Raw genomic sequence first — 19,137 nt, 5'->3', positions numbered from 1 at the left:
TAAAACAAAAAGGGGCCGAAGCCCCTTTTTGATTAGTTAACGCTGGTTTTACTGAAGGCAGACTGGAATGCCGCCACCAGTGCGTCGTTTTTCGACTGGGTCAGCGGTTTGCCTTTCGGATCGATAAATTGCAGGCTGGTGCGGTTGTTAAGATCGCCGACCTGCAGTTTGTAATCGCCTTCCGCCAGTTCAGGATCCTTGACGCCCAACGCATCCCAATCGCTGCTGCTCAGGGACTTGTAGGTCACGGCGACGGTGCCCTGCGGACGGCTGCGGTCACCCACTTTCATCCCCAGTTTTTCGAGCGCCGGCGGCAGGCGATCCCACACGACGGTGTACGGGCCGCGCACCACCAGCATCGGCAGGCCGGTGTCATCGGCGCCGCTCTGCACATCCAGCGCGCCGAAGCGGCTGGCGGTCTGGCTGCTCGCCAGGTTGTCCTGCTTGTCCAGGCCTTCGATCAGGGTGTTGATCATCATGCCGTTGTAGCGCTGGATCTCAGACTGATCGGTCACCTGCTCGGTCTTGCCCTGCTGCTGCAGGCCAACGCTTTTCACCACCAGCGCCTGCTGGTAGCCCTGCTGCTGCACGCTGATCTGATAACGGCCTTCGTACTGGTTGTCTTCGTCCAGACGGTTCCACTTCACCCAGTCGGTGGTCAGGGTCTGACCGGCGTCCTGGCGGGAAGCGATCGCGATGTTCTTCGCCTGCAGCAGGCTGACCACGCGCGACCACAGGTTCTGGTTCTGCGGGCTGTTTTCCAGCAGCAGCGTGCCGCTGTCGCCGGCGTATTGCGCGCGTGAACCGCTCAGCAGCGCCAGCGGCTGCACCGGCGGACGAATGTCCAGCTGCTTGCCGACGTTGCCTTGCAGCGTCGTGGCGGGAACGTCATAGTTGCCGCTCTGCACCGGCAGGATCATGCCGGACGGCGCGTTCAGCGCTTTGAGCGGAGCCGCGTCGAGGTAGGCCTCGTCGCCGCTGACCTGGCGCTTGTAGCGCTGATCGCTGCTGCAGGCTGCCAGCATCATCACCAAAGAGATGCCCACTACTTTTGCTACCGTCGACTTTTGCAATGAATAAGCCATCAAATTTCCCTTAGAGTTACAGCAAACCGACGCTTTTCAGCGCGCGCTCCACCACCGGGCGGGCGGCTTCGCTCAACGGCGTCATCGGCAGACGCAGCGTATCGGTTGCCATCAATCCCAACGCCTTACAGGCCCACTTCACCGGAATTGGGTTTGCTTCTACAAATAGATCCTGATGCAACGGCATCAAGCGCTGATTTAAGCGGCGCGCGTCGGCAAACTTGCCCTGCGCCGCCAGCGCGCAAAGTTCCGCCATTTCGCGCGCGGCCACGTTGGCCGTCACGGAAATCACCCCTTTGCCGCCCAGTTGCATGAAGTCCAGCCCGCTGGCGTCGTCGCCGCTCAGCAAGATGAAGTCTTCATCGTCAACCAGCACTTGGATCTGACTAACGCGACTTAAGTTCCCCGTCGCTTCTTTTACAGCAACAATATTCTTGATTTTTGCCAGCCGAGCGATGGTCGGCGGCAGCATGTCGCAGCCGGTGCGCGAAGGCACGTTGTACAGGATCTGCGGCAGCTCGGTGCTCTCGGCGATCGCCTTGAAGTGCTGATACAGCCCTTCCTGCGTCGGCTTATTGTAGTACGGCGTCACCGTCAGGCAGCCCACTACGCCGGTATTGGCGAAGCGGGTGGTGAGCGCGATGGCTTCGGCGGTGGCGTTGGCGCCGGTGCCGGCGATCACCGGAATGCGGCCGTCGGCCAGCTCCAGCGTCTGCAGCACCACGTCAACGTGCTCGTCATGGGCAAGCGTTGCGGACTCGCCGGTGGTCCCTACGGAAACGATCGCCGCGGTGCCACTGGCTACATGATAATCGATCAATTTTTTCAGGCTCGCGCGATCGACAGCACCTTTGTCGTCCATCGGCGTAACCAGTGCAACAATACTTCCCGTAAACATTGGCCGTCCCCTCCACAAACAAGTCACTCATGGTACTTTTGCTGCCTATCCAAAAGCAAGCGCACAACCGCGTTGTAAGCGCTTGGCAGGCGGTTTTTTTTATGTTTACCATGGTAACCCCATTAAGCACGACAGGAAGCGCTATTTTGCCTCAGTCAGACGAACACTATCTCGTGATTACCGCGCTCGGCGCCGACCGCCCCGGAATCGTCAATACCATCACCCGCCACGTCAGCAGTTGCGGATGCAATATCGAAGATAGCCGTCTGGCCATGCTGGGAGAGGAGTTCACGTTCATCATGCTGCTGTCCGGCAGTTGGAACGCCATCACCCTGATCGAATCCACCCTGCCGCAAAAAGGCGCGGAGCTGGATCTGCTGATCGTGATGAAGCGCACAAACTCGCACGAAAGGCCGCCGATGCCGGCCACGGTGTGGGTGCAGGTAGAAGTGAAGGACTCGCCGCACATCATCGAACGCTTTACCGATCTGTTCGACTCCAGCCAGATGAATATCGCCGAACTGGTCTCGCGCACGCAGCCGGCGGAGGGCGACCTGCCGCCGCAGCTGTATATCCAAATCACCGCCCACAGCTCCGGCGATCGGGACGCCTCAAATATTGAGCAAGCCTTCCATCGCCTATGTACAGAATTGAACGCGCAAGGCAGTATTAGCGTGGTGAACTATCCACAGCATGACGAGAAAGATGGAGAGTAGTGATGAGCCCATTGAAAGCCGGTGACACAGCGCCGAAATTTAGTTTGCCTGACCAGGACGGTGAGGAAATTAATTTGGCCGACTTCCAGGGACAGCGAGTATTGGTCTATTTCTATCCGAAGGCGATGACGCCGGGCTGCACCGTGCAAGCCTGCGGCCTGCGGGACAACATGGACGAATTGAAAAAGGTCGGCGTCGAAGTGCTGGGCATCAGCACCGACAAGCCGGAAAAACTGTCGCGCTTCGCCGAAAAGGAGCTGCTCAACTTCACGCTGTTGTCTGATGAAGATCATCAGGTGTCGCAACAGTTTGGCGTGTGGGGCGAGAAAACCTTCATGGGCAAGACCTACGACGGTATTCACCGCATCAGTTTTCTGATCGATGGCAAAGGCAAGATTGAAAAAGTGTTTGATGATTTCAAAACCACCAATCACCACGACATCGTTCTGAGCTACCTGCAGCAGTAATTCTCACGAAGCGCAGCGGCCTGCTGCGCTTCGTTTCTTCCCTGTCAACCGGCCTTGTCTTCCACTTCGACCCGCAGTTCATCCGGCCAGGCGTGGATCACCGCCTTCACCAGCGTCGCCAGCGGTATGGCGAAAAACACGCCCCAAAAGCCCCACATCCCGCCGAACACGATCACCGACAGGATAATCACCAGCGGATGCAGGTTGACCGCTTCGGAGAACAAAATGGGCACCAGCAGGTTGCCGTCCAGCCCCTGCACCACCAGATAGGCGACGATCAGCGTCCAGAAATCGGCGCCGACGCCCCACTGGAACAGCGCCACCACCACCACCGGTATGGTGACCAGCACCGCGCCGATGTAAGGGATCAACACCGAGAAGCCCACCAGCACCGCCAGCAGCAGCGAGTAGCGCATGTCCAGCACGGCGAACACCAGGTAGGTCGCCACGCCGACAATCACCATCTCCAGCACCTTGCCGCGAATGTAGTTGGTGATCTGCTGATTCATTTCGTTCCAGACCTGCCCCGCCAGGCCGCGATTGCGCGGCAGCACGCGGCGCACCGCGTTCAGCAGCTGCTCTTTGTCCTTCAACAGGAAGAACATCATCATCGGCACCAGGATCAGGTAGATAGCCAGCGTCAGCAGGCCGACCAGCGACGCCAGCGAGAATTTCACCACCGATTCGCCCATGCCGGACAGCCGGCTGCGCAGATTTTCCGCCATCATGTCGATGATGCCGGCATCCACCAGCGCCGGATAACGCTTCGGCAGCGTCGCGGCGAAGTTATAGAACTGGTTGAGCATACCCGGCAGATCGCTCATCAGATTGATGCCCTGTTGCCAGGCGGTCGGTGCGACGACGAACACCAGCAGCATGGCGATGCCCGCGAACACCAGCAGCATGATGCTCGCCGCCCAGGTGCGCGAACAGCCGATGCGCTGCAGGCGTGCGGTCGGCCACTCCAGCAGATAGGCCAGCACGATGGCGACCAGCAACGGGGTCAGAATGCCGTGCAGAAAATAGAGAATAAGGAACCCGGCGACCAGGATCACCAGCAGCGCGATAGCCTGCGGATCGGTGAAGCGGCGGCGGTACCACTGTAATAACATCTCCAGCATCAGAGCGGGCTCCTCGAGATTTGGCGGGCGGGCATGGCGATTCCTGTGATGAGCCTGATTAAAGCATAGATACAACGGACGCACGCGAGGTGTGCAAAGCACTCAGAGTACTCAAAGTTCGCCATACATCAACAGCGATTTGGCTGATTTTATCGCGCGGGCAGGCGATCGACGCAAAAATCCGCAGACGCGGCGACAGGCGCGGTGAGCGGCCCCGAGCGGGGCCGCGGAAGATTACAGCGAGGTACCGATGGAAAGGGGCGAACCGACCGCCAATGCGAACAACAACACACAGCCAATCGCGATCGCCGCCGCCAGATCATTTTTCATTGTCCCGTCCCCTGATGCTTAAACTGGTTATCGTCACGAACTCTGTCGGTTCTAGGTTGAAAGCCTTTGCCGATGCACGTCATTAAAAACCCCCGCCTAAGCGGGGGAGAAAACGTTCTGGTGCATCAAGTGTTACAAGGAGGTCATGAGGGATTGCTAACCCTAAATGACTATTTCAAGCTAGGATTATTCCCAGAGCATGGCAAGCGATCGCGTCGAGGTTATCCGCACTTTGAGATAAACCTCATAAAAAAATCCCGCACGGCAGCGGGATGAAGGGATGATAACGTCATGAATTTTTTATGCAGACAATGAGGCGGTATTGTCGTCATTTGGCGACAATACCGCGCCGACACGGTGGTCACAAGGGAAATTTGGCCACGGTCAGGAAATCAGAATTTCGCCAATGTCCGCGATCGTACGCCAGTCAGCATCAACGAAAAAATGGGATTTTCGTCAGACAGTCGCCAGGCAAAAACCGGTAGCATGGCCGATAAAATCCCAAACGCCGTAGGGGAAAAAAGATGAACAGCAAACCGTGTGAATTTGATGAAGCCATCTGCCTGGCGATCGGGCGTGGCATTTGCGAAGTCGTGAAGATAGGGGATGAAATCAGCGTCTTCTCCCTGCTGGAAGCTATCGAGTGCTTCATCGAACGGCAGGCGCTCAGCGAAAGCGAAATCGCGGCGGCGGACGACGCGCTGGATTTGATCAGCGTCCTCACCCATCGGTCATGCTGAAAAACGCCCCCCCGGTGGCGAAGGAACCGGCGACCCATCGCATGTGGGCCGCCGTCGTTTCTGTATCGATTAGAAGTCGTAAGTTACCGACGCTTTCAGCGTCCTCGCCTGTCCCTGGAAGACATAAGTGCCATTGCTTTCTACGCCAGACCAATACTTCTCATTCGTGACGTTGTCCAACCCCACACGCCATACCAGCGTATTTTGATCCTCATTCAAACGCATGCGATAGCGAAGGCCGAGATCCAGGGTCGTGAAACTATCGAACTTTTTGGTATTGGCGGAGTCGGCATATTGCGAACCGGTATGCCGCACTTTCGCCGTTGCCGTCAGGCCATCTACCGGCTTGATATCGTACTCCGCTCCCAGCACCGCGTAGAAGTGCGCTACGCCGATAGCGTCTTTGCCATCGTTACGGCCGCCCTGGGTTTTGGTCAGCTCGGGCGAAAGCCAGGTAGCGCTGCCGTTGAGGCGCAGGCCGAATGCCGGTTCGCCGAACACATTCAATTCCACGCCGCGGTTGCGTTGTTCGCCGTTCAACGTGTAGTAGTTGTTGCTGTCGATCAGGGTGGCCGGCTTTTTGATTTCAAACAGCGCCAACGAGCCGCCCACGCGTTCGAAATCAACTTTCACGCCCACTTCATTTTGCTTGGAACGGGCGATACCGGTACTCTGCCCGAAGTTAGCCGCCTCTTTCGGCGCGATGCCGCCAGGCTGTAACGCCTCGGTATGGTTGGCATACAGCGACACCGTTTCCCACGGCTTGTAGACCAGCCCGAACGTCGGCATCCAGCGGCTTTGCGTATAACGGGAGGCGGTATCCTCCAGGCCGGTGGCGTTGCTGTAATTACGCACCACCACTTTCTGATGGCGCGCGGCCGCCGTTAACAACACCCGGTCGCCGAAAAAGCCCAACGTATCGCTGAATAACCAGCCCTGCGTCCGGTTGCGCGCCGTGGTCAGCGGATCGCTGTAGTTGCCGCCGAAATAGGCGTTGTCCGGTATTGCGACATCATGGTTATCGTAGATATTGGTCGTCGGATTGTTGGCGGACATGCGCCACGCGGTTTTGTCGCGTTTAATCTGTGCGGAATAGCCGACGTTGACCCGATGCGAAACCGCCCAGGTCGTGAACTTGCCCTCAAGCCCCGCCATGCCGCTGAAAGCGTCGATGATGCGATTGGTGTCCAGGCGCCCAACCGTGGCGTCGCCGTTGGCGTTGATGAGCTTCGGCGCGCTGTAAACACCGGTTTCATGGCCGTGCTGCGCGCCCAACCCGGCATAGGCCTTCCAGTCGCGGGTTAAATCATATTCCGCTTTCGCCATGCCGAATTCGTTCTCGATATCGCTGTAGCCCCACTGCTGACTGTAATTTTTACGGGTGTCAGGCACCGCGGGTACCACATCGATGCCGCTGATGTTGACCCCCATCGTTCCGCCATGGAAGGTCTTTTTCTGATAACCGAAGTCCAACGATGAACGGAAACGATCGCCGCGATAGTCCAGCCCGACCGATGCCAGCGTGGTGCGCCGCTTATCATCCTCAACCGCCGTTTCCCCCTCTCGGTGCACCAGGTTGACGCGAGCGCCAAACTGGTTGTCGTCACCGAAACGGCGGCCCAGATCCAGCTTGCCGCCCACCTGAGAGTCGGAGGTGTAGTCGATACCGATCTGAGTGGTCGGCGTTTCTTCCGCCCGCTTCGGTTCAAGATTGATCATGCCGCCAACGCCGCTGGAAGCCAGGCCGTTCAGCAAGGCGTTCGCCCCTTTGAAGATCTCAACCCGCTCCAGCATCTGGGTATCCACTACCTGACGCGGCACTACGCCCGGCAGCCCGCCCATCGTCATGTCGTCGCCGTCCAGTTGGAAACCGCGGATGCGATAGGTTTCGGCGAAGTTACCGTATCCCTGCACCGCCTGCACTCCCGCATCGTTGCTGACCACATCGGCGATGGTCTTCGCCTGCTGATCCTGTACCAGCTTTGCGGTATAGCCTATGACGTTGAACGGAACGTCCATCGCTTTCTGTTCACCCAGCATCCCCAGGCGGCCACCGTGGGCGACCTGTCCATCCAGGTAGGCGGGGACCAAATCATTGCCGCCGGAGTTGAAATCGGCGTGTTTTTCGGCCCGGACGACCAGGGTGTCCTCCCGGTTTTTCTTGGCGTCGCCGTCTGCGGCCAGTGCGCTCTGGCTCAGCGCGCCGATAGTCAGCGCCAGCAGCGTTTTACGTAAAGGGAAATTCGTTGTACTGGTGTTGTGCATAATTCACTCATGAATGAGGATAAAAGTTAAATGGCCCGTTGCCGGGCCGATGGGGCTTATTTATTCAACGCGATGCGAACCACGCTGTCCGGCCCCTGAGTGGAATGATCTTTGTTAAACGGTTGTTTGACCGTAACGAACAATGTCTGGCCGTCTGCCGACAACAACAAGCTGTTTGGATTCGGCGGCAGCGCCCAGCGCTGTTTCACCGCATAGGTCGTCGCATCCAGGCTCAGTACATTGCCGGATTCACGCTGCGAGATATAAATTTCGTTGCGCCGTGAATTGAAAACGACAGCCAAAGAGTCGCCCACATCAAGCCGCTTCAATAACTTTCCGGTGTGAATATCCAAGACCAGCGTGGTCTTCGCCTTGGAGTTGTCAGTGACGAACAAACGACCGGTAGCCTCGTCCTCCGCCATATTGAGCAGCAGTGCCGGTTGGTCTCCCAACGGTTTCCAGCGTTTTTCGATGCGGTTGGAACGCGGGTTGATCACCAGGATCTCGCCGCTGCCATTGGCGGCATACACGCGTTGGGTCTGTTCGGAGTAATGCAGGCCGGTCATCCATTTTCCGGTATTTTTAATGCGCGTTTTCAGCTTGAGCGATTCGGCATCAACCACCCAAATTTGCGCCGGATCGGCCACCGCCCCCACATACAGCGTGTTGTTGTGAGCCAGGATTTGGCGCGCACCATACGGCAACCCTTTCTCATTGCGCTCGCTGAACAGCAAACGCCCTTTCACCTTACCGTCGGCAGCGCCGATTGCGCTGATACCGCCGTCCAGCGAATTGCTGACATAAAGGGTTTTCCCATCCTCAGAGGCCTGCATGGCGAAATTTTTCAGATCGGTATGCGTCGTGCCAAGGGTTTTCAGAGTCTTGGCGTCCAGCTTATAGACCACGCCGCCCTGCACAGCTTTAAAACTTTCGGCGCTGGCGACGTACAGCGCATCTCCCCCTGGCGTCAGCGCCATTTCATACAAGCCATAAGCCAGTTGGCGTTTGACGACGCTGTCGGATTGCGCCGCTTGCGCGAGAGGTTGCACAGCAGGAGAAGAGGAAGTGGTTTGGTGCGGCGCGCAGCCGCTGAGCGCCATACCCGTCAGCAGGGCGAGCACAGAGATTTTCATTTTCATCGGGGAAATCCTTGACCATTTAAAACGGCGTTAACGGGGGCTCTGCAGTTTAGTTTTGAGCTTTCTCATAACGAGAAATGAGCGCCACCGCGCGTCTCAGTGTTTCCCTGTGAATCAACTATCACGCTAATGCAGGCTAATAACTCCTTCATGCGCCCGCGAACAACAAAGAGAATGAGAAACATACTCATTATTATTTACGCAATCAAGCGTAAATATTTTCCTTCTCTCTCTAAAAGTCATGGCGGTATCTCGTATTATCAAAGCCAATACGTCAGCTATCGATCGCGGTGCCGGGCATGATTATCTCGCCTTACACCGTGGATAGACTGCCTCACCCTGCGTACAGGCAATTAACGGCAAACGAGCAGACAACAGGAGAAGAACCCTCATGACAACGCCTGTCCCACAGGAGTGGCAGCGTGCGGACTATCTCGTCAGCACCGATCCCGCCCAGCTGGATCTCGATGCCATTCATGCGTTTCTGACCCGTTCATCCTGGGCGGAAGGCATTGATAAAGAGACCGTTCGCCAGTCCCTCGCCCACAGCCTGTGTTTCGGTTTGTATCACGATGCCAGGCAAATCGGTTTCGCCCGGCTGGTCACCGATTACGCCACCTTCGGCTATCTGTGCGACGTGTACGTGCTGGAGACGCATCAAAAAAGCGGACTGGGCCTGTGGCTGGCAGAATGTTGCCAGGCCCATCCGCTGATGGCGACGCTGCGGCGAGTCATGCTGGTCACCAGCACCGCCCCCTGGCTCTATGAAAAAGTGGGCTATAGCGCCATTAACCGTCCCGATTTTGTCTGGCAGATCGCCCGGCCGGACATCTATCGGCGTTAATTTTTAAGTAAGCTCGCTCTGCTCACACTCTTTCCCCGCGGCATTGGCAATCGCGGCGGTTAGGGTTCATGCTGGCGAAAAATTTTACCGTTTTCCCTTTTCAAGGAGAGTCTATGCCCGTTTCAGCCCGTAACCAGTTAGCCGGTACCGTGTCCGCCGTCGCTAAAGGGGCCGTCAATGACGAAGTGGAGATCACTTTGCAAGGCGGTGAAAAACTGGTGGCCATCGTCACGGTACAAAGCCAGCAGTCGCTGGGTTTAAGCGTCGGCAAAGAGGCCGTCGCGCTGATTAAAGCGCCGTGGGTGATCCTGGCGACGGAGGATTGCGGTTTGCGTTTTTCCGCCCGCAACCAGTTTGCCGGGGAAGTGATTGCGGTTGAGCACGGCGCGGTCAACAGCACCGTACACCTCAAAGCGGATGCCGGTTTTGTGCTGACGTCGGTAATCACCAATGAAAGCCTGCAGGAGATGGCGCTGAAGAACGGTTCGCGCGCCATCGCCCTGATCAAAGCCTCATCGGTGCTGCTCGCCGTCAGAGCCTGATACCGCCTGGCCCGCGCAGGCGGGCCTTCCGTGCCCTATTTCAGCGCCTGTTCGGCCAGCAGCCCGAGGGCGATGACGATCATCGCCGCGCCGGAGATGCGCCCCACGACCTTCGCAGCCTGTGGGCGCGTGCGCAGCACCGACTGCGAACCGAATCCCACCAGCAGATACACCAGGCCGCAGCTGATCAAATGCACGACGCCCAACGCCAGCATCTGCATCGGCACCGACCATTCGGCCCGGGCGTCGGTAAACTGCGGCAGCAGCGCCAAAAACAGCAGAAACACCTTGGGGTTCAGCCCGCTGACGCACACGCCCTTGCCGGCCCAGCGCAGCCAGGAATCGGAACGCTGATCTTCACCGGCGCCAGGCACCGGCGGGTGCAGCAGCATGTTGAAACCGATCCACAAGAGGTAAGCCGCCCCCAACAGGGTGAGCGCCGTCAGCGCCAGCGGGTTGCCGACCAGCAGCGCGCCGACGCCCGCCACCACGATCGCAATCATCAGCAGGTGGCCAAACAGCAAGCCGGCGACGGCGGGCACCACCACCCGGCCGCGAATGCCCGCCGAGATCACATAGGCCCAATCCATACCCGGCGTGATCACCAACAAAATCGACACCGCCCAAAAAGCGGCGAACAGAGCGAGCGTCATGCCGGCGCCCTCTCAAACGCACCGCGCCACACCGAACAGAGAACCATTGCACTTTCCTCGTGGAAGAAGAACGGCCTCCGCCTGCCGCGGCGGCCGTCAAAACCGTTCAACAGATGGCAAGAATATCCTCAAGACGTTAAAATGTGCTTTCAATTACTTGCCTGAAATCGGCATAAGCGGGGAAATTTTTCTAAATGGATAAGATTGATCGCAAGATTCTTGCTGAACTGCAGGTCGACGGCCGTTTGTCGGTGACCGAGCTGGCCGATCGTATCGGGTTGAGCGTTTCTCCCTGCCACCGCCGGGTGCGGGCGTTAGAGGAGTCCGGGGTGATCAGGGGTTATCGCGCCCAGCTCGATCCCGGCAGCCTGGGCTATAACTTCTCCGCCCTGGTGTTCGTCACCATGCGCGAAGGCGATCGCCGCGCCGTTGAAACTTTCGAAAACGCCATGATGGATATTCCCCAGGTGGTGCAGGCGCAGCGGCTGTTTGGCGATCCCGACTACCTGTTGCACGTGATCGCCCGCGATCTGCCCGCCTTTCAACAGCTTTACGACGAGAAACTCTCCGCTTTGCCGGGCGTGCAGCGCCTGAGCTCCACGCTGGTGATGAAAACCGTAGTGCCGGAGCGCTCGTTCCTGCCGCTGGGAAAATGACGACGGGAGCGTTGCCGCTCCCGTTTTGACTTCCTTAAGGCACAATCACGAAATCCGGATTGGCGACGGCAAACAGCGCCTCGCGATCCGCCGCCGGTGGATAAATCCACTGCGTGTTGATTTCCTGCTTAATCTTTTTGCCTTCCTGACGGGTAAAGCGCACCTGGCGCTCCCAGCCTTCGGTATACAGCGCCCCCCACGGCCCCAGATCCAAACAGGTCACATACTTCGGCTGGCTGTACGGGTGCGTCGGCAAGCCCACGAGTTCTGCCGCCGCATTGTGACCGGCGACGCGGCCGAGGCTCATCGCATGCTGGCAGGTCATCAGGTTATGATTGCCGAGATCGTCGGTAGCGGCTTTCACCGTGTCACCGGTCACGAAAATGCCCGTCGCCGCCGGCGCGCGCAGGAAGGCGTCGCCGATCACCCGGCCGCTGCCGTCGCGCTCGCCAGGGATCTGCTCGGTCAGCGGATGCGCCCGCACGCCCGCCGCCAGGATCACCGTGTTGGCGGCGATGCGCTCACCGTTCGACAGCATGACCCCCTCGGCGTCGATGGCCGAGACGCGCAGGCCGGCCCGCGCTTCCACACCGCACTCCGCCAACGCCTGGCGTATCACCGCCCCCGGCTCCGCCCCCATCCCAGCGCCCACTTCCGGCGCGGTATCGACGATCACCACGCGCACGTTCTCGTCTTTACCCAGCGCATCCCGCAGCCGCTGCGGCATCTCCGCCGCGCTCTCCAGCCCGGTCAGCCCTGCGCCCACCACCACGGCAGTGTTGCGCGCCGGCGTCGACGGTTTGGCCGCCAGCGCTTTGATATGGGCATCCAAACGCTGCGCGCTTTCCAGCGTATCGACGTTGAAACCGTATTCGGCAAAGCCCGGCACCGCAGGTACGGAGAGCCGACTGCCGGTGGCCCACACCAGGCGGTCATAGGCCAATTCAAGGGGTTCCCCCGTCGCCTGCGCCACCGTGAGCGTCTTGGCGGCGGCATCGATGCGCTCTACCGCCCCGGCCAGGTGCCGCACGCCGACGGCGGCAAGCTGCGCGGAAATGTCCGGATTCATGTTTTCCAACACCGCTTCATACAGGCGCGGCCGGATGGTGACCGTGGGCGTCGGTGAAACCATGAGCACCTCGATCTCGTCATGCTTACCGGCGATGTTAATGGCGCGCATGGCGGACACGGCGGCCCAAAAACCGGCAAAACCGGAACCGGCAATCACTATTTTCTGCGTCATGGGATGACTCCTTCATACAGGGTTAACCGGGCGATAAGACTGCCCGCAGTTTTTCGGATGAACGATGCCGTTCCGCTCCCGTAACAGGGTGCAGAAGGCCCGCCCGCCCCTTCCGAAGAGGCGGGAAAAGTGTGTTTCGCTTTAAGGAAAAGTGGCGCTTAGGTCTTGGCGCGCGCCGTTTTGCCGCTGCGCGCGGTGCGTTCCGTCATGCGCTCGTCGAGCCAGAGGTTGACCTCGCCGAAGAAGCCTTGCGGCGCTTTGCGGCCAAAGCGGGCCGCGACGGCGCCGAGGGTCTGCGCCGCCAGCGCATCGCGCATCGCCTTCTCCGCCTGCAGCATCACCGCATGGATAGCGCATTTGCCGGAGACTGCCCAGTCCGGTGGGGAGTCATCAAACACCGCACAGCGCCCGCGCACCTCCTGGCAATCGAACAGCGGCTTGTGCCCTTCGATGGCGTCGATGATCGCCAGAAAACTGATCTCATCCGCCGGGCGCGCCAGCCGGTAGCCGCCGCGCACCCCTTCGCTGGCGGCGACGATCCCCGCCTTTTCCAGCTTGGGGAAAATCTTGGCCAGAAAGCTGGGAGAGATCCCCTGTAGTTCGGCGAGCTCGCGGCTGCTGAGCGCGCGTTGGTTATCGCCGACCAGCCACAGCAGGCAGTGGATGCCATATTCAACGCTGGTTGTGATGTACGCCATATGTCCGTTTTCGACCGTCAATGAATCTTCAATAACGCAGACTATATGAGTCTGCGTTTATCTTGTCAATAAAACACGGATCAACTTTGTCCGCGTTTTATTCGAAATGCATATCGCCAGCGACGAAAAAACGCCCTTCAAAATGAAAAATAAAACTTTTTTGCCCGATCCGCGCCCGGCTAACGTTTCCTTGTCGCCTGCGGCTGACTATGATGTGATGGGTGCCGCCGCCGCGGTTTGTGAGCCGCCGCACTTTCACGCGGATTGCGCCGCGGGAATAAAGAACTCTTGTCTGCTGCTGACGTCTTAGAAATGATTATTTAAGGGAAACGCCTGACTATGACCAACCGGTTGACCAAAACCGCGTTAGCGGTGCTGCTGCTCGGCACGCTGAACGCCACCGCCCTGGCGCCAGCACAGGCGGAAAGCCAGGACCAGTTGCCGGATATGGGCACCTCGGCCGGCGGCACCCTGAGCATTGGACAAGAACTGGCGATGGGCGATTTCTACGTGCGCCAACTGCGCGCCAGCGCCCCGCTGATCAACGATCCGCTGCTGAGCCAGTACATCAACCAACTGGGCAACCGGCTGGTGGCCAGCGCTTATTCGGTGCGCACGCCGTTCCATTTCTATCTGGTGCGCAACGACGAGATCAACGCCTTCGCCTTCTTCGGCGGCAACGTGGTGCTGCACTCGGCGCTGTTCCGCGTCAGCGACAACGAAAGCCAGCTGGCTTCAGTGCTGGCGCACGAAATCTCGCACGTCACCCAACGCCACCTGGCGCGCGCAATGGAAGATCAACAGCGCAACGCCCCGCTGACCTGGGTGGGCGCGCTCGGCTCGATCCTGCTGGCGATGGCAAACCCGACCATGGGCATGGCGGCGCTGAGCGGCACCCTGGCTGGTACCCAGCAGGGCATGATCAGCTTTACCCAGTCGAACGAACAGGAAGCCGACCGCATCGGCATTCAGGTGCTGCAGCGCGCCGGTTTCGATCCGGAAGCGATGCCTGACTTCCTGCAAAAACTCTCGGATCAATCGCGCTACGCCTCCAAACCACCGGAAATGCTGCTGACGCACCCGTTGCCGGACAGCCGCCTTTCCGACGCGCGCAACCGCGCCAACCAAATGCCGAAACACATCGTGCAGTCCTCGCAGGATTACCTGATGGCCAAGGTGCGCGCACTGGGCATGTACAGTTCGGAAGGCTATGGCCTGAACGAAGAACTGCTCGGCTCGCTCAGCAAGGGCAACGTGCGCGAACAGGCGGCCGCCAAATACGGCCGCGCCATCCTGTTCTATGAAGCGAAAAAATACGACGACGCGCGCAACATCATTCAACCGATGCTGGCGCAGGATGCGAAAAACGTCTGGCTGATCGACCTGATGACCGACATCGATCTCGGCCAGAAACGCGCGCCGCAGGCCATCGCCCGCCTGCAGGCGGCCAACGCCGCCCAGAACAACAACCCGGTGCTGCAGCTCAACCTGGCCAACGCCTATGTCGAAGGCAACCAGCCGGCGCAAGCCTCGAAGATCCTGAACCGCTATACCTTTGCCCATCCGGACGATCCGAACGGCTGGGATCTGCTGGCGCAGGCCAGCGCCGCCCAAGGGCTGCGCGATGAAGAGCTGTCGGCCCGCGCCGAAAGCCTGGCGCTGACCGGCCGGCTCGATCAGGCCATCGGCCTGCTCAGCAATGCCAGCTCGCTGCAGAAACTCGGCAGCCTGAAACAGGCGCGCTACGATGCGCGCATCGACCAGCTGCGCCAACTGCAACAGCGTTTCCGCCAATACCAGCGCAGCTGATTCAACAAGGAATGAACGCCATGAAAAACGTCACGATTTACCACAACCCGCGCTGCTCCAAGAGCCGTGAAACCCTGGCGCTGCTGGAGCAGCACGGTGTCGATCCCAAGGTGGTGCTGTATCTTGAAACGCCCCCGTCGGCCGATGAGCTGAAAAAGCTGTTGAAGGAACTGGGCTTCACATCAGCGCGCGATCTGATGCGCAAAAAAGAAGATCTGTACAAGGAGTTGAAGCTGGCGGACGACAGCCTGAGCGAAGAACAGCTGCTGGCGGCGATGACGGCGAACCCGAAACTGATCGAACGCCCGATCGTGGTAAAAGGCAGCAAAGCGCGTATCGGCCGGCCGCCGGAGCAGGTGCTGGAGATTTTGTAATCGTCCGGCAAGTCTCTTATTGAACCGCAAAATACCAATAGCCCTGAACAGGGCTATTTTTAATTGTTTGTTATACAAATACTTTTCATCATCTCCCTCTTCTCCTGCTGCTATGCTGCACAAATGCCGAGCCTCACAGCAAGACAAGCGTTGACAACCGTCAACACCCCATCTACTCTGATCGCATCACTGGACGAGCGATGAAAAAACACCCAGACAAGCACATCCAGGCGGCGTTAGATTACGCCCTTTCTCAGGGCTGGCATTTTCGTCCCAGCAAGGGGCATGCTTTTGGCCGACTGCATTGCGCCTTTGTCGGGCATCAAGAACATATGATGAGCATCTGGAGCACGCCGAAAAATCCCGAGCTGCATGCCAAACAGATCCGACGCAAAGTCGATCACTGCCTGGCGCTGTCGCAGAAAAAATAACCGGAGAATCACCATGACGCTCTATCATTTCTCATTGACGCTGGATGGGGTGACCGCCGATACCGCCGGGTTGGAGGATGCGCTGTATGCGGCGGGATGCGATGACGCGCTGATCTGTTTCTACGGTAAAGCCGTCTACCTGGAGTTCGATAGAGAAAGCGATAACTTTGCGCACGCGATTTGCAGCGCCATCAGTGATATTGAGTCTGCAAATATTGGCGCCAAGGTGATATCGGTAGACTCCAGCCTGGTGGGATTAAGCGATATTGCCGAGCTCACTGAACTGTCGCGTCAGGCGATCGCCATGCTAAAAGACGGGACTCGCGGCCCCGGCGGCTTCCCTTCCCCTATTCAACGGCTCGGCGGCACCTCACCGTTATGGCGCTGGGCTGACGTGGCGGCCTGGTTGGCACAGCAGGGGAAAATCGACCTGCACCTTGCAGACAATGCGCAGTGTCTGGAACATATCAATCTCGCTTTGCAACTGCGAAGCGAGCGGCAACGCCAGCAGGTTGAGCACTACTGCTCCCTGCTGGAACACGCGGAAAAACAGGCTTGATGGCTCGCTACAGCCCCAGGATCTCTTTAACGAACGGAATGGTCAGCTTGCGCTGGGCGGTGATCGAGGCGCGATCTAGCTGATCGAGGGTCATAAACAGCGTGCGCATCTCGCGATCCAACCGTTTCAACAGGAAGCGGCCCACGTCTTCCGGCAGCTCGAAACCGCGCAGTTTGCCGCGCAGCTGCAGCGCCAGCAGTTTCTCTTCGTCCGACAGCGGCTGCAGCTTGTATATCTGACCCCAGTCCAGGCGCGAAGCCAGATCCGGTAAACGCAGGTTCAGCTGGCGCGGCGGACGATCTCCGGTGATGAACAAGCGGGTGCGGCCGGTTTCCAGGATGCGGTTGTAGAGGTTGAAGATCGCCATCTCCCACTCTTCGTCGCCGGCGATGCATTCGATATTGTCGATGCAAACCAGCGCCAGCTGCTCCATGCCGTCCAACACTTCGGGCACGAAGTAAGCGCGCTTGTCGAGCGGCACATAGCCCACCGCTTCCCCCTTCTGCGAAAGCTCGGCGCAGGCCGCATGCAGCAGATGGCTGCGCCCGCCGCCTTCACGCGACCAAAAATAGATATAGCTGCCATGTTCCTGACGGACGGCGGATTGGATCGCGGCTAATAGGGATGGGTTCTCGCCCGGATAAAAACTGGCGAAAGTTTCATCATCGGGAAGATAAAGTGGCAGTGAAAGCTGTGCCGGCGTATTCAGAGAAGCACCTCAACCAAAACTGGCAGAAAAACGCGGGCAGTTTAACACAGAAAACGGGCGCTGTTGAACCGGCAGGATCTTATGCCGCAATAGTGAGCAATGCCTTAGCACCGTTTAATCGATTGCGGCTCCCTAACCGGCAAGAATAGTCTGATATCAAACCCTAACCCCATGCCCACGCAGGTTAAATTTGTAATTTAAGTAAAATCTGACCTAGTATAGGTAGGCAAAACGCAATCACCATCAACAAGGTTTCTGCAAGGATATAGACGATGAAAGTATGGAATAAAGTGCTGTTAGCCTCCTTTATCGGGTTGTTGGTTGCCGGCTGTGATGACTCTTCCAAGGTTGACGCCAACCTGGATAAAGCCAAAGACAGTGCCGAGCAGATGAAAGACGCCGCCCAAAAAAAAGCGGACGATCTGACGGACAAAGCGAAAGCGACGGCAGATGACATCAAAAAAGAGGCCGCCACGCAGGCAGACCAGCTGAAGGACAAAGCCTCGGCGATTAAAGATGAAGCCGCCAAGCAAGCCGACGCCATCACCAACGACGCCAAGGCCAAGGCCGCCGCGATTAAGGATGACGCCGGCAAACAAAGCCAGCAGTTGGTGGATCAGGCCAAGGCCATCAAGAACGACGCCATCAACGGTGCCAACGATCTGACCGAGCAGGCCAAGGCGAAGACCGAAGCCATCAAGAACAGCGCCGAAAACAAAGCGCAAGAGTTGAAACAAGAGACCGATGCGGCGGTGAACGGCAATACGCAGCCGGCCACCCAGCAGTAAGCTATTCTCAGCCACAAAAGAAAGGAGCAGTAAATGGGGATTATTTCCTGGATTATCTTCGGCCTGATCGCCGGTATTTTGGCTAAGTGGATCATGCCCGGCAAAGACGGCGGCGGCTTTATTCTGACCGTCGTGCTGGGGATCATCGGCGCCGTGGTCGGCGGCTATATCAGTACCTTCTTCGGCTACGGCAAGGTTGACGGCTTCAACTTCGGCAGCTTCGTGGTAGCGGTTATCGGCGCCATCGTGGTGCTGTTCGTGTACCGCAAAATTCGCAGCTAATATGACATTGGGGAGCTGAGGCTCCCCTTTTTCACTATTTAACTATACGTCCGTCATTAAGAATGAATGCTGTCCTACCGTCCCAAAACTCAGCAATAAAAATATCTTTCGGTTCTATGCCATGTTCACGGATAGTTTGGTTCAACCACTCCTCATCTTTACTAATCTCCTGCAGCTCATAAGGCCTGGCCCTGCCATTTTTCATAATGATAACTGAAGGCAGTTCATTTCCCTCACATACCGCAGTGATCTGACCGCCCGGCTCAATTTGCGCATAGACAATCTCCTGAAAGGCGTGAATCCCCTGCGCATGCAGCTGTGAGGAAACGTTCAAGATGTCGATTTTATTTTTCTTGGCTAAAATATTTTCCATCAAAAAGCGGCCGTTTTTTATAATTGGTATCGGGTTGCCTATAGTGACCGAACGAAAGAAGTTGCAGTGTTTACTGATTGCATTCAACAGAGAAATTAGTCCTACTCCGATAAGTAATACAACGACATACTGGTACAAGGGGATGCTGTCGCTATAGATAACGCCCCCAATAATGCCCCCGAGCACAAAGTTACCGATAAAATCTACTGGGGTCATCTGCGATAGCTGGGTCTTTCCCGACAGGTTCAGGTGGGTGATAACAATGACAAAGCCAATCACAAATTTGAGCAAAATATATCCGTAGTACTCCATACCCTCTTTCCTTTTAACCGATGTTGTTAATGCTATCAGCTACTTTATCCCAACGGATATAAATGCAAAAACACGAATAAAAAGGGCAGCCCCTGGGCTGCCC

At 57.8% G+C, this 19,137-nt stretch carries 22 protein-coding genes; 12 read left to right on the top strand and 10 right to left on the bottom strand.

Annotation, left to right across the window (positions count from 1 at the left end):
• Positions 1-32: 32 nt before the first annotated feature.
• The gene (gene bamC / locus C9411_RS21230; protein ID WP_033648812.1) at positions 33-1,085 is read right to left on the bottom strand and encodes an outer membrane protein assembly factor BamC; all 1,053 of its coding nucleotides are present in this window, start codon (positions 1,083-1,085) and stop codon (positions 33-35) included.
• A gap of 16 nt (positions 1,086-1,101) precedes the next feature.
• Complete coding sequence (gene dapA / locus C9411_RS21225) at positions 1,102-1,983, bottom strand: 4-hydroxy-tetrahydrodipicolinate synthase (RefSeq protein WP_043147806.1); 882 nt, start codon at positions 1,981-1,983, stop codon at positions 1,102-1,104.
• Between the two features lie 110 nt (positions 1,984-2,093).
• Between dapA and C9411_RS21220 the strand changes: the two genes are divergently transcribed.
• Together C9411_RS21220 and bcp are read left to right on the top strand one after the other, a co-directional pair.
• The gene (locus C9411_RS21220) at positions 2,094-2,699 is read left to right on the top strand and encodes a glycine cleavage system transcriptional repressor (RefSeq protein ID WP_369919484.1); all 606 of its coding nucleotides are present in this window, start codon (positions 2,094-2,096) and stop codon (positions 2,697-2,699) included.
• Between the two features lie 2 nt (positions 2,700-2,701).
• Positions 2,702-3,166, top strand: a complete 465-nt coding sequence (gene bcp / locus C9411_RS21215) for a thioredoxin-dependent thiol peroxidase (RefSeq protein WP_049271993.1) — start codon at positions 2,702-2,704, stop codon at positions 3,164-3,166.
• A gap of 44 nt (positions 3,167-3,210) precedes the next feature.
• Here the strand turns inward: bcp and C9411_RS21210 are convergent, their stop codons facing one another.
• Complete coding sequence (locus C9411_RS21210) at positions 3,211-4,287, bottom strand: AI-2E family transporter (RefSeq protein WP_063990467.1); 1,077 nt, start codon at positions 4,285-4,287, stop codon at positions 3,211-3,213.
• 854 nt (positions 4,288-5,141) lie between these two features.
• Here C9411_RS21210 and C9411_RS21205 point away from each other — a divergent pair.
• Positions 5,142-5,357 carry a hypothetical protein gene (locus tag C9411_RS21205; protein ID WP_063990468.1) on the top strand — a complete coding sequence of 72 codons (216 nt, stop codon included), beginning with the start codon at positions 5,142-5,144 and terminating at the stop codon, positions 5,355-5,357.
• Between the two features lie 69 nt (positions 5,358-5,426).
• Here C9411_RS21205 and C9411_RS21200 read toward each other — a convergent pair whose 3' ends face one another.
• Both C9411_RS21200 and C9411_RS21195 read right to left on the bottom strand, forming a co-directional pair.
• Positions 5,427-7,622, bottom strand: a complete 2,196-nt coding sequence (locus C9411_RS21200; protein WP_107227873.1) for a TonB-dependent siderophore receptor — start codon at positions 7,620-7,622, stop codon at positions 5,427-5,429.
• A 56-nt stretch (positions 7,623-7,678) separates the two neighbouring features.
• Positions 7,679-8,761 carry a YncE family protein gene (locus tag C9411_RS21195; protein ID WP_107227872.1) on the bottom strand — a complete coding sequence of 361 codons (1,083 nt, stop codon included), beginning with the start codon at positions 8,759-8,761 and terminating at the stop codon, positions 7,679-7,681.
• 391 nt (positions 8,762-9,152) lie between these two features.
• Between C9411_RS21195 and C9411_RS21190 the strand changes: the two genes are divergently transcribed.
• Together C9411_RS21190 and C9411_RS21185 are read left to right on the top strand one after the other, a co-directional pair.
• Positions 9,153-9,605 carry a GNAT family N-acetyltransferase gene (locus C9411_RS21190; protein ID WP_107227871.1) on the top strand — a complete coding sequence of 151 codons (453 nt, stop codon included), beginning with the start codon at positions 9,153-9,155 and terminating at the stop codon, positions 9,603-9,605.
• 113 nt (positions 9,606-9,718) lie between these two features.
• The gene (locus C9411_RS21185) at positions 9,719-10,147 is read left to right on the top strand and encodes a molybdopterin-binding protein (RefSeq protein WP_063990472.1); all 429 of its coding nucleotides are present in this window, start codon (positions 9,719-9,721) and stop codon (positions 10,145-10,147) included.
• A 35-nt stretch (positions 10,148-10,182) separates the two neighbouring features.
• Here C9411_RS21185 and C9411_RS21180 read toward each other — a convergent pair whose 3' ends face one another.
• A complete protein-coding gene (locus C9411_RS21180; protein ID WP_004941674.1) occupies positions 10,183-10,800 on the bottom strand; it encodes a LysE family translocator in 618 nt (205 codons plus the stop codon).
• A gap of 194 nt (positions 10,801-10,994) precedes the next feature.
• On the opposite strand from C9411_RS21180, the gene C9411_RS21175 reads away from it, so the two are divergent.
• On the top strand, positions 10,995-11,456 hold the full coding sequence (locus tag C9411_RS21175) for an Lrp/AsnC family transcriptional regulator (protein ID WP_063990473.1): 462 nt from the start codon (positions 10,995-10,997) through the stop codon (positions 11,454-11,456).
• Positions 11,457-11,490: 34 nt separating this feature from the next.
• Here C9411_RS21175 and C9411_RS21170 read toward each other — a convergent pair whose 3' ends face one another.
• Together C9411_RS21170 and C9411_RS21165 are read right to left on the bottom strand one after the other, a co-directional pair.
• The gene (locus C9411_RS21170; protein WP_107227870.1) at positions 11,491-12,699 is read right to left on the bottom strand and encodes an NAD(P)/FAD-dependent oxidoreductase; all 1,209 of its coding nucleotides are present in this window, start codon (positions 12,697-12,699) and stop codon (positions 11,491-11,493) included.
• Positions 12,700-12,857: 158 nt separating this feature from the next.
• Positions 12,858-13,397 carry an Rrf2 family transcriptional regulator gene (locus tag C9411_RS21165; RefSeq protein ID WP_025303838.1) on the bottom strand — a complete coding sequence of 180 codons (540 nt, stop codon included), beginning with the start codon at positions 13,395-13,397 and terminating at the stop codon, positions 12,858-12,860.
• A gap of 339 nt (positions 13,398-13,736) precedes the next feature.
• On the opposite strand from C9411_RS21165, the gene C9411_RS21160 reads away from it, so the two are divergent.
• The 4 genes from C9411_RS21160 to C9411_RS21145 all read left to right on the top strand — a co-directional run bounded on the left by C9411_RS21160 (position 13,737) and on the right by C9411_RS21145 (position 16,570).
• Positions 13,737-15,206 (top strand): M48 family metallopeptidase, encoded by a 1,470-nt coding sequence (locus C9411_RS21160; RefSeq protein WP_038873698.1) that lies wholly within the window; start codon positions 13,737-13,739, stop codon positions 15,204-15,206.
• Positions 15,207-15,226: 20 nt separating this feature from the next.
• Complete coding sequence (gene arsC / locus C9411_RS21155) at positions 15,227-15,580, top strand: arsenate reductase (glutaredoxin) (RefSeq protein WP_033648817.1); 354 nt, start codon at positions 15,227-15,229, stop codon at positions 15,578-15,580.
• A gap of 200 nt (positions 15,581-15,780) precedes the next feature.
• Positions 15,781-16,011: a hypothetical protein gene (locus C9411_RS21150; protein WP_074181238.1), complete on the top strand. Its 231-nt coding sequence runs from the start codon at positions 15,781-15,783 to the stop codon at positions 16,009-16,011.
• A 13-nt stretch (positions 16,012-16,024) separates the two neighbouring features.
• The gene (locus tag C9411_RS21145; RefSeq protein WP_107227869.1) at positions 16,025-16,570 is read left to right on the top strand and encodes an AlpA family transcriptional regulator; all 546 of its coding nucleotides are present in this window, start codon (positions 16,025-16,027) and stop codon (positions 16,568-16,570) included.
• Between the two features lie 7 nt (positions 16,571-16,577).
• Here C9411_RS21145 and hda read toward each other — a convergent pair whose 3' ends face one another.
• The gene (gene hda / locus C9411_RS21140) at positions 16,578-17,279 is read right to left on the bottom strand and encodes a DnaA inactivator Hda (protein WP_025159568.1); all 702 of its coding nucleotides are present in this window, start codon (positions 17,277-17,279) and stop codon (positions 16,578-16,580) included.
• Positions 17,280-17,551: 272 nt separating this feature from the next.
• Between hda and C9411_RS21135 the strand changes: the two genes are divergently transcribed.
• Together C9411_RS21135 and C9411_RS21130 are read left to right on the top strand one after the other, a co-directional pair.
• Positions 17,552-18,067, top strand: a complete 516-nt coding sequence (locus C9411_RS21135) for a hypothetical protein (RefSeq protein WP_063990478.1) — start codon at positions 17,552-17,554, stop codon at positions 18,065-18,067.
• Between the two features lie 33 nt (positions 18,068-18,100).
• Positions 18,101-18,349 carry a GlsB/YeaQ/YmgE family stress response membrane protein gene (locus C9411_RS21130; RefSeq protein WP_016926728.1) on the top strand — a complete coding sequence of 83 codons (249 nt, stop codon included), beginning with the start codon at positions 18,101-18,103 and terminating at the stop codon, positions 18,347-18,349.
• Between the two features lie 34 nt (positions 18,350-18,383).
• Here the strand turns inward: C9411_RS21130 and C9411_RS21125 are convergent, their stop codons facing one another.
• Positions 18,384-19,034, bottom strand: a complete 651-nt coding sequence (locus C9411_RS21125) for a DUF421 domain-containing protein (protein WP_019452427.1) — start codon at positions 19,032-19,034, stop codon at positions 18,384-18,386.
• Positions 19,035-19,137: the final 103 nt, after the last annotated feature.

Source organism: Serratia sp. Nf2, from assembly GCF_003028435.1.
In the GTDB taxonomy this organism is placed as follows: Bacteria; Pseudomonadota; Gammaproteobacteria; order Enterobacterales; family Enterobacteriaceae; genus Serratia; species Serratia marcescens_L.
This window is presented reverse-complemented; position numbering and strand designations above follow the sequence as displayed.

Bases quoted from the DNA above. Each gene is read 5' to 3' on its own strand.
- C9411_RS21170 (WP_107227870.1), bottom strand. From the start codon at position 12,699: ATGACGCAGAAAATAGTGATTGCCGGTTCCGGTTTTGCCGGTTTTTGG.
- C9411_RS21160 (WP_038873698.1), top strand. From the start codon at position 13,737: ATGACCAACCGGTTGACCAAAACCGCGTTAGCGGTGCTGCTGCTCGGC.
- C9411_RS21185 (WP_063990472.1), top strand. From the start codon at position 9,719: ATGCCCGTTTCAGCCCGTAACCAGTTAGCCGGTACCGTGTCCGCCGTC.
- arsC (WP_033648817.1), top strand. From the start codon at position 15,227: ATGAAAAACGTCACGATTTACCACAACCCGCGCTGCTCCAAGAGCCGT.
- C9411_RS21175 (WP_063990473.1), top strand. From the start codon at position 10,995: ATGGATAAGATTGATCGCAAGATTCTTGCTGAACTGCAGGTCGACGGC.
- C9411_RS21165 (WP_025303838.1), bottom strand. From the start codon at position 13,397: ATGGCGTACATCACAACCAGCGTTGAATATGGCATCCACTGCCTGCTG.
- dapA (WP_043147806.1), bottom strand. From the start codon at position 1,983: ATGTTTACGGGAAGTATTGTTGCACTGGTTACGCCGATGGACGACAAA.
- C9411_RS21200 (WP_107227873.1), bottom strand. From the start codon at position 7,622: ATGCACAACACCAGTACAACGAATTTCCCTTTACGTAAAACGCTGCTG.
- C9411_RS21130 (WP_016926728.1), top strand. From the start codon at position 18,101: ATGGGGATTATTTCCTGGATTATCTTCGGCCTGATCGCCGGTATTTTG.
- C9411_RS21145 (WP_107227869.1), top strand. From the start codon at position 16,025: ATGACGCTCTATCATTTCTCATTGACGCTGGATGGGGTGACCGCCGAT.
- C9411_RS21195 (WP_107227872.1), bottom strand. From the start codon at position 8,761: ATGAAAATGAAAATCTCTGTGCTCGCCCTGCTGACGGGTATGGCGCTC.
- bamC (WP_033648812.1), bottom strand. From the start codon at position 1,085: ATGGCTTATTCATTGCAAAAGTCGACGGTAGCAAAAGTAGTGGGCATC.
- bcp (WP_049271993.1), top strand. From the start codon at position 2,702: ATGAGCCCATTGAAAGCCGGTGACACAGCGCCGAAATTTAGTTTGCCT.
- C9411_RS21180 (WP_004941674.1), bottom strand. From the start codon at position 10,800: ATGACGCTCGCTCTGTTCGCCGCTTTTTGGGCGGTGTCGATTTTGTTG.
- C9411_RS21210 (WP_063990467.1), bottom strand. From the start codon at position 4,287: ATGCTGGAGATGTTATTACAGTGGTACCGCCGCCGCTTCACCGATCCG.
- C9411_RS21125 (WP_019452427.1), bottom strand. From the start codon at position 19,034: ATGGAGTACTACGGATATATTTTGCTCAAATTTGTGATTGGCTTTGTC.
- C9411_RS21150 (WP_074181238.1), top strand. From the start codon at position 15,781: ATGAAAAAACACCCAGACAAGCACATCCAGGCGGCGTTAGATTACGCC.
- C9411_RS21190 (WP_107227871.1), top strand. From the start codon at position 9,153: ATGACAACGCCTGTCCCACAGGAGTGGCAGCGTGCGGACTATCTCGTC.
- C9411_RS21220 (WP_369919484.1), top strand. From the start codon at position 2,094: ATGGTAACCCCATTAAGCACGACAGGAAGCGCTATTTTGCCTCAGTCA.
- C9411_RS21135 (WP_063990478.1), top strand. From the start codon at position 17,552: ATGAAAGTATGGAATAAAGTGCTGTTAGCCTCCTTTATCGGGTTGTTG.
- C9411_RS21205 (WP_063990468.1), top strand. From the start codon at position 5,142: ATGAACAGCAAACCGTGTGAATTTGATGAAGCCATCTGCCTGGCGATC.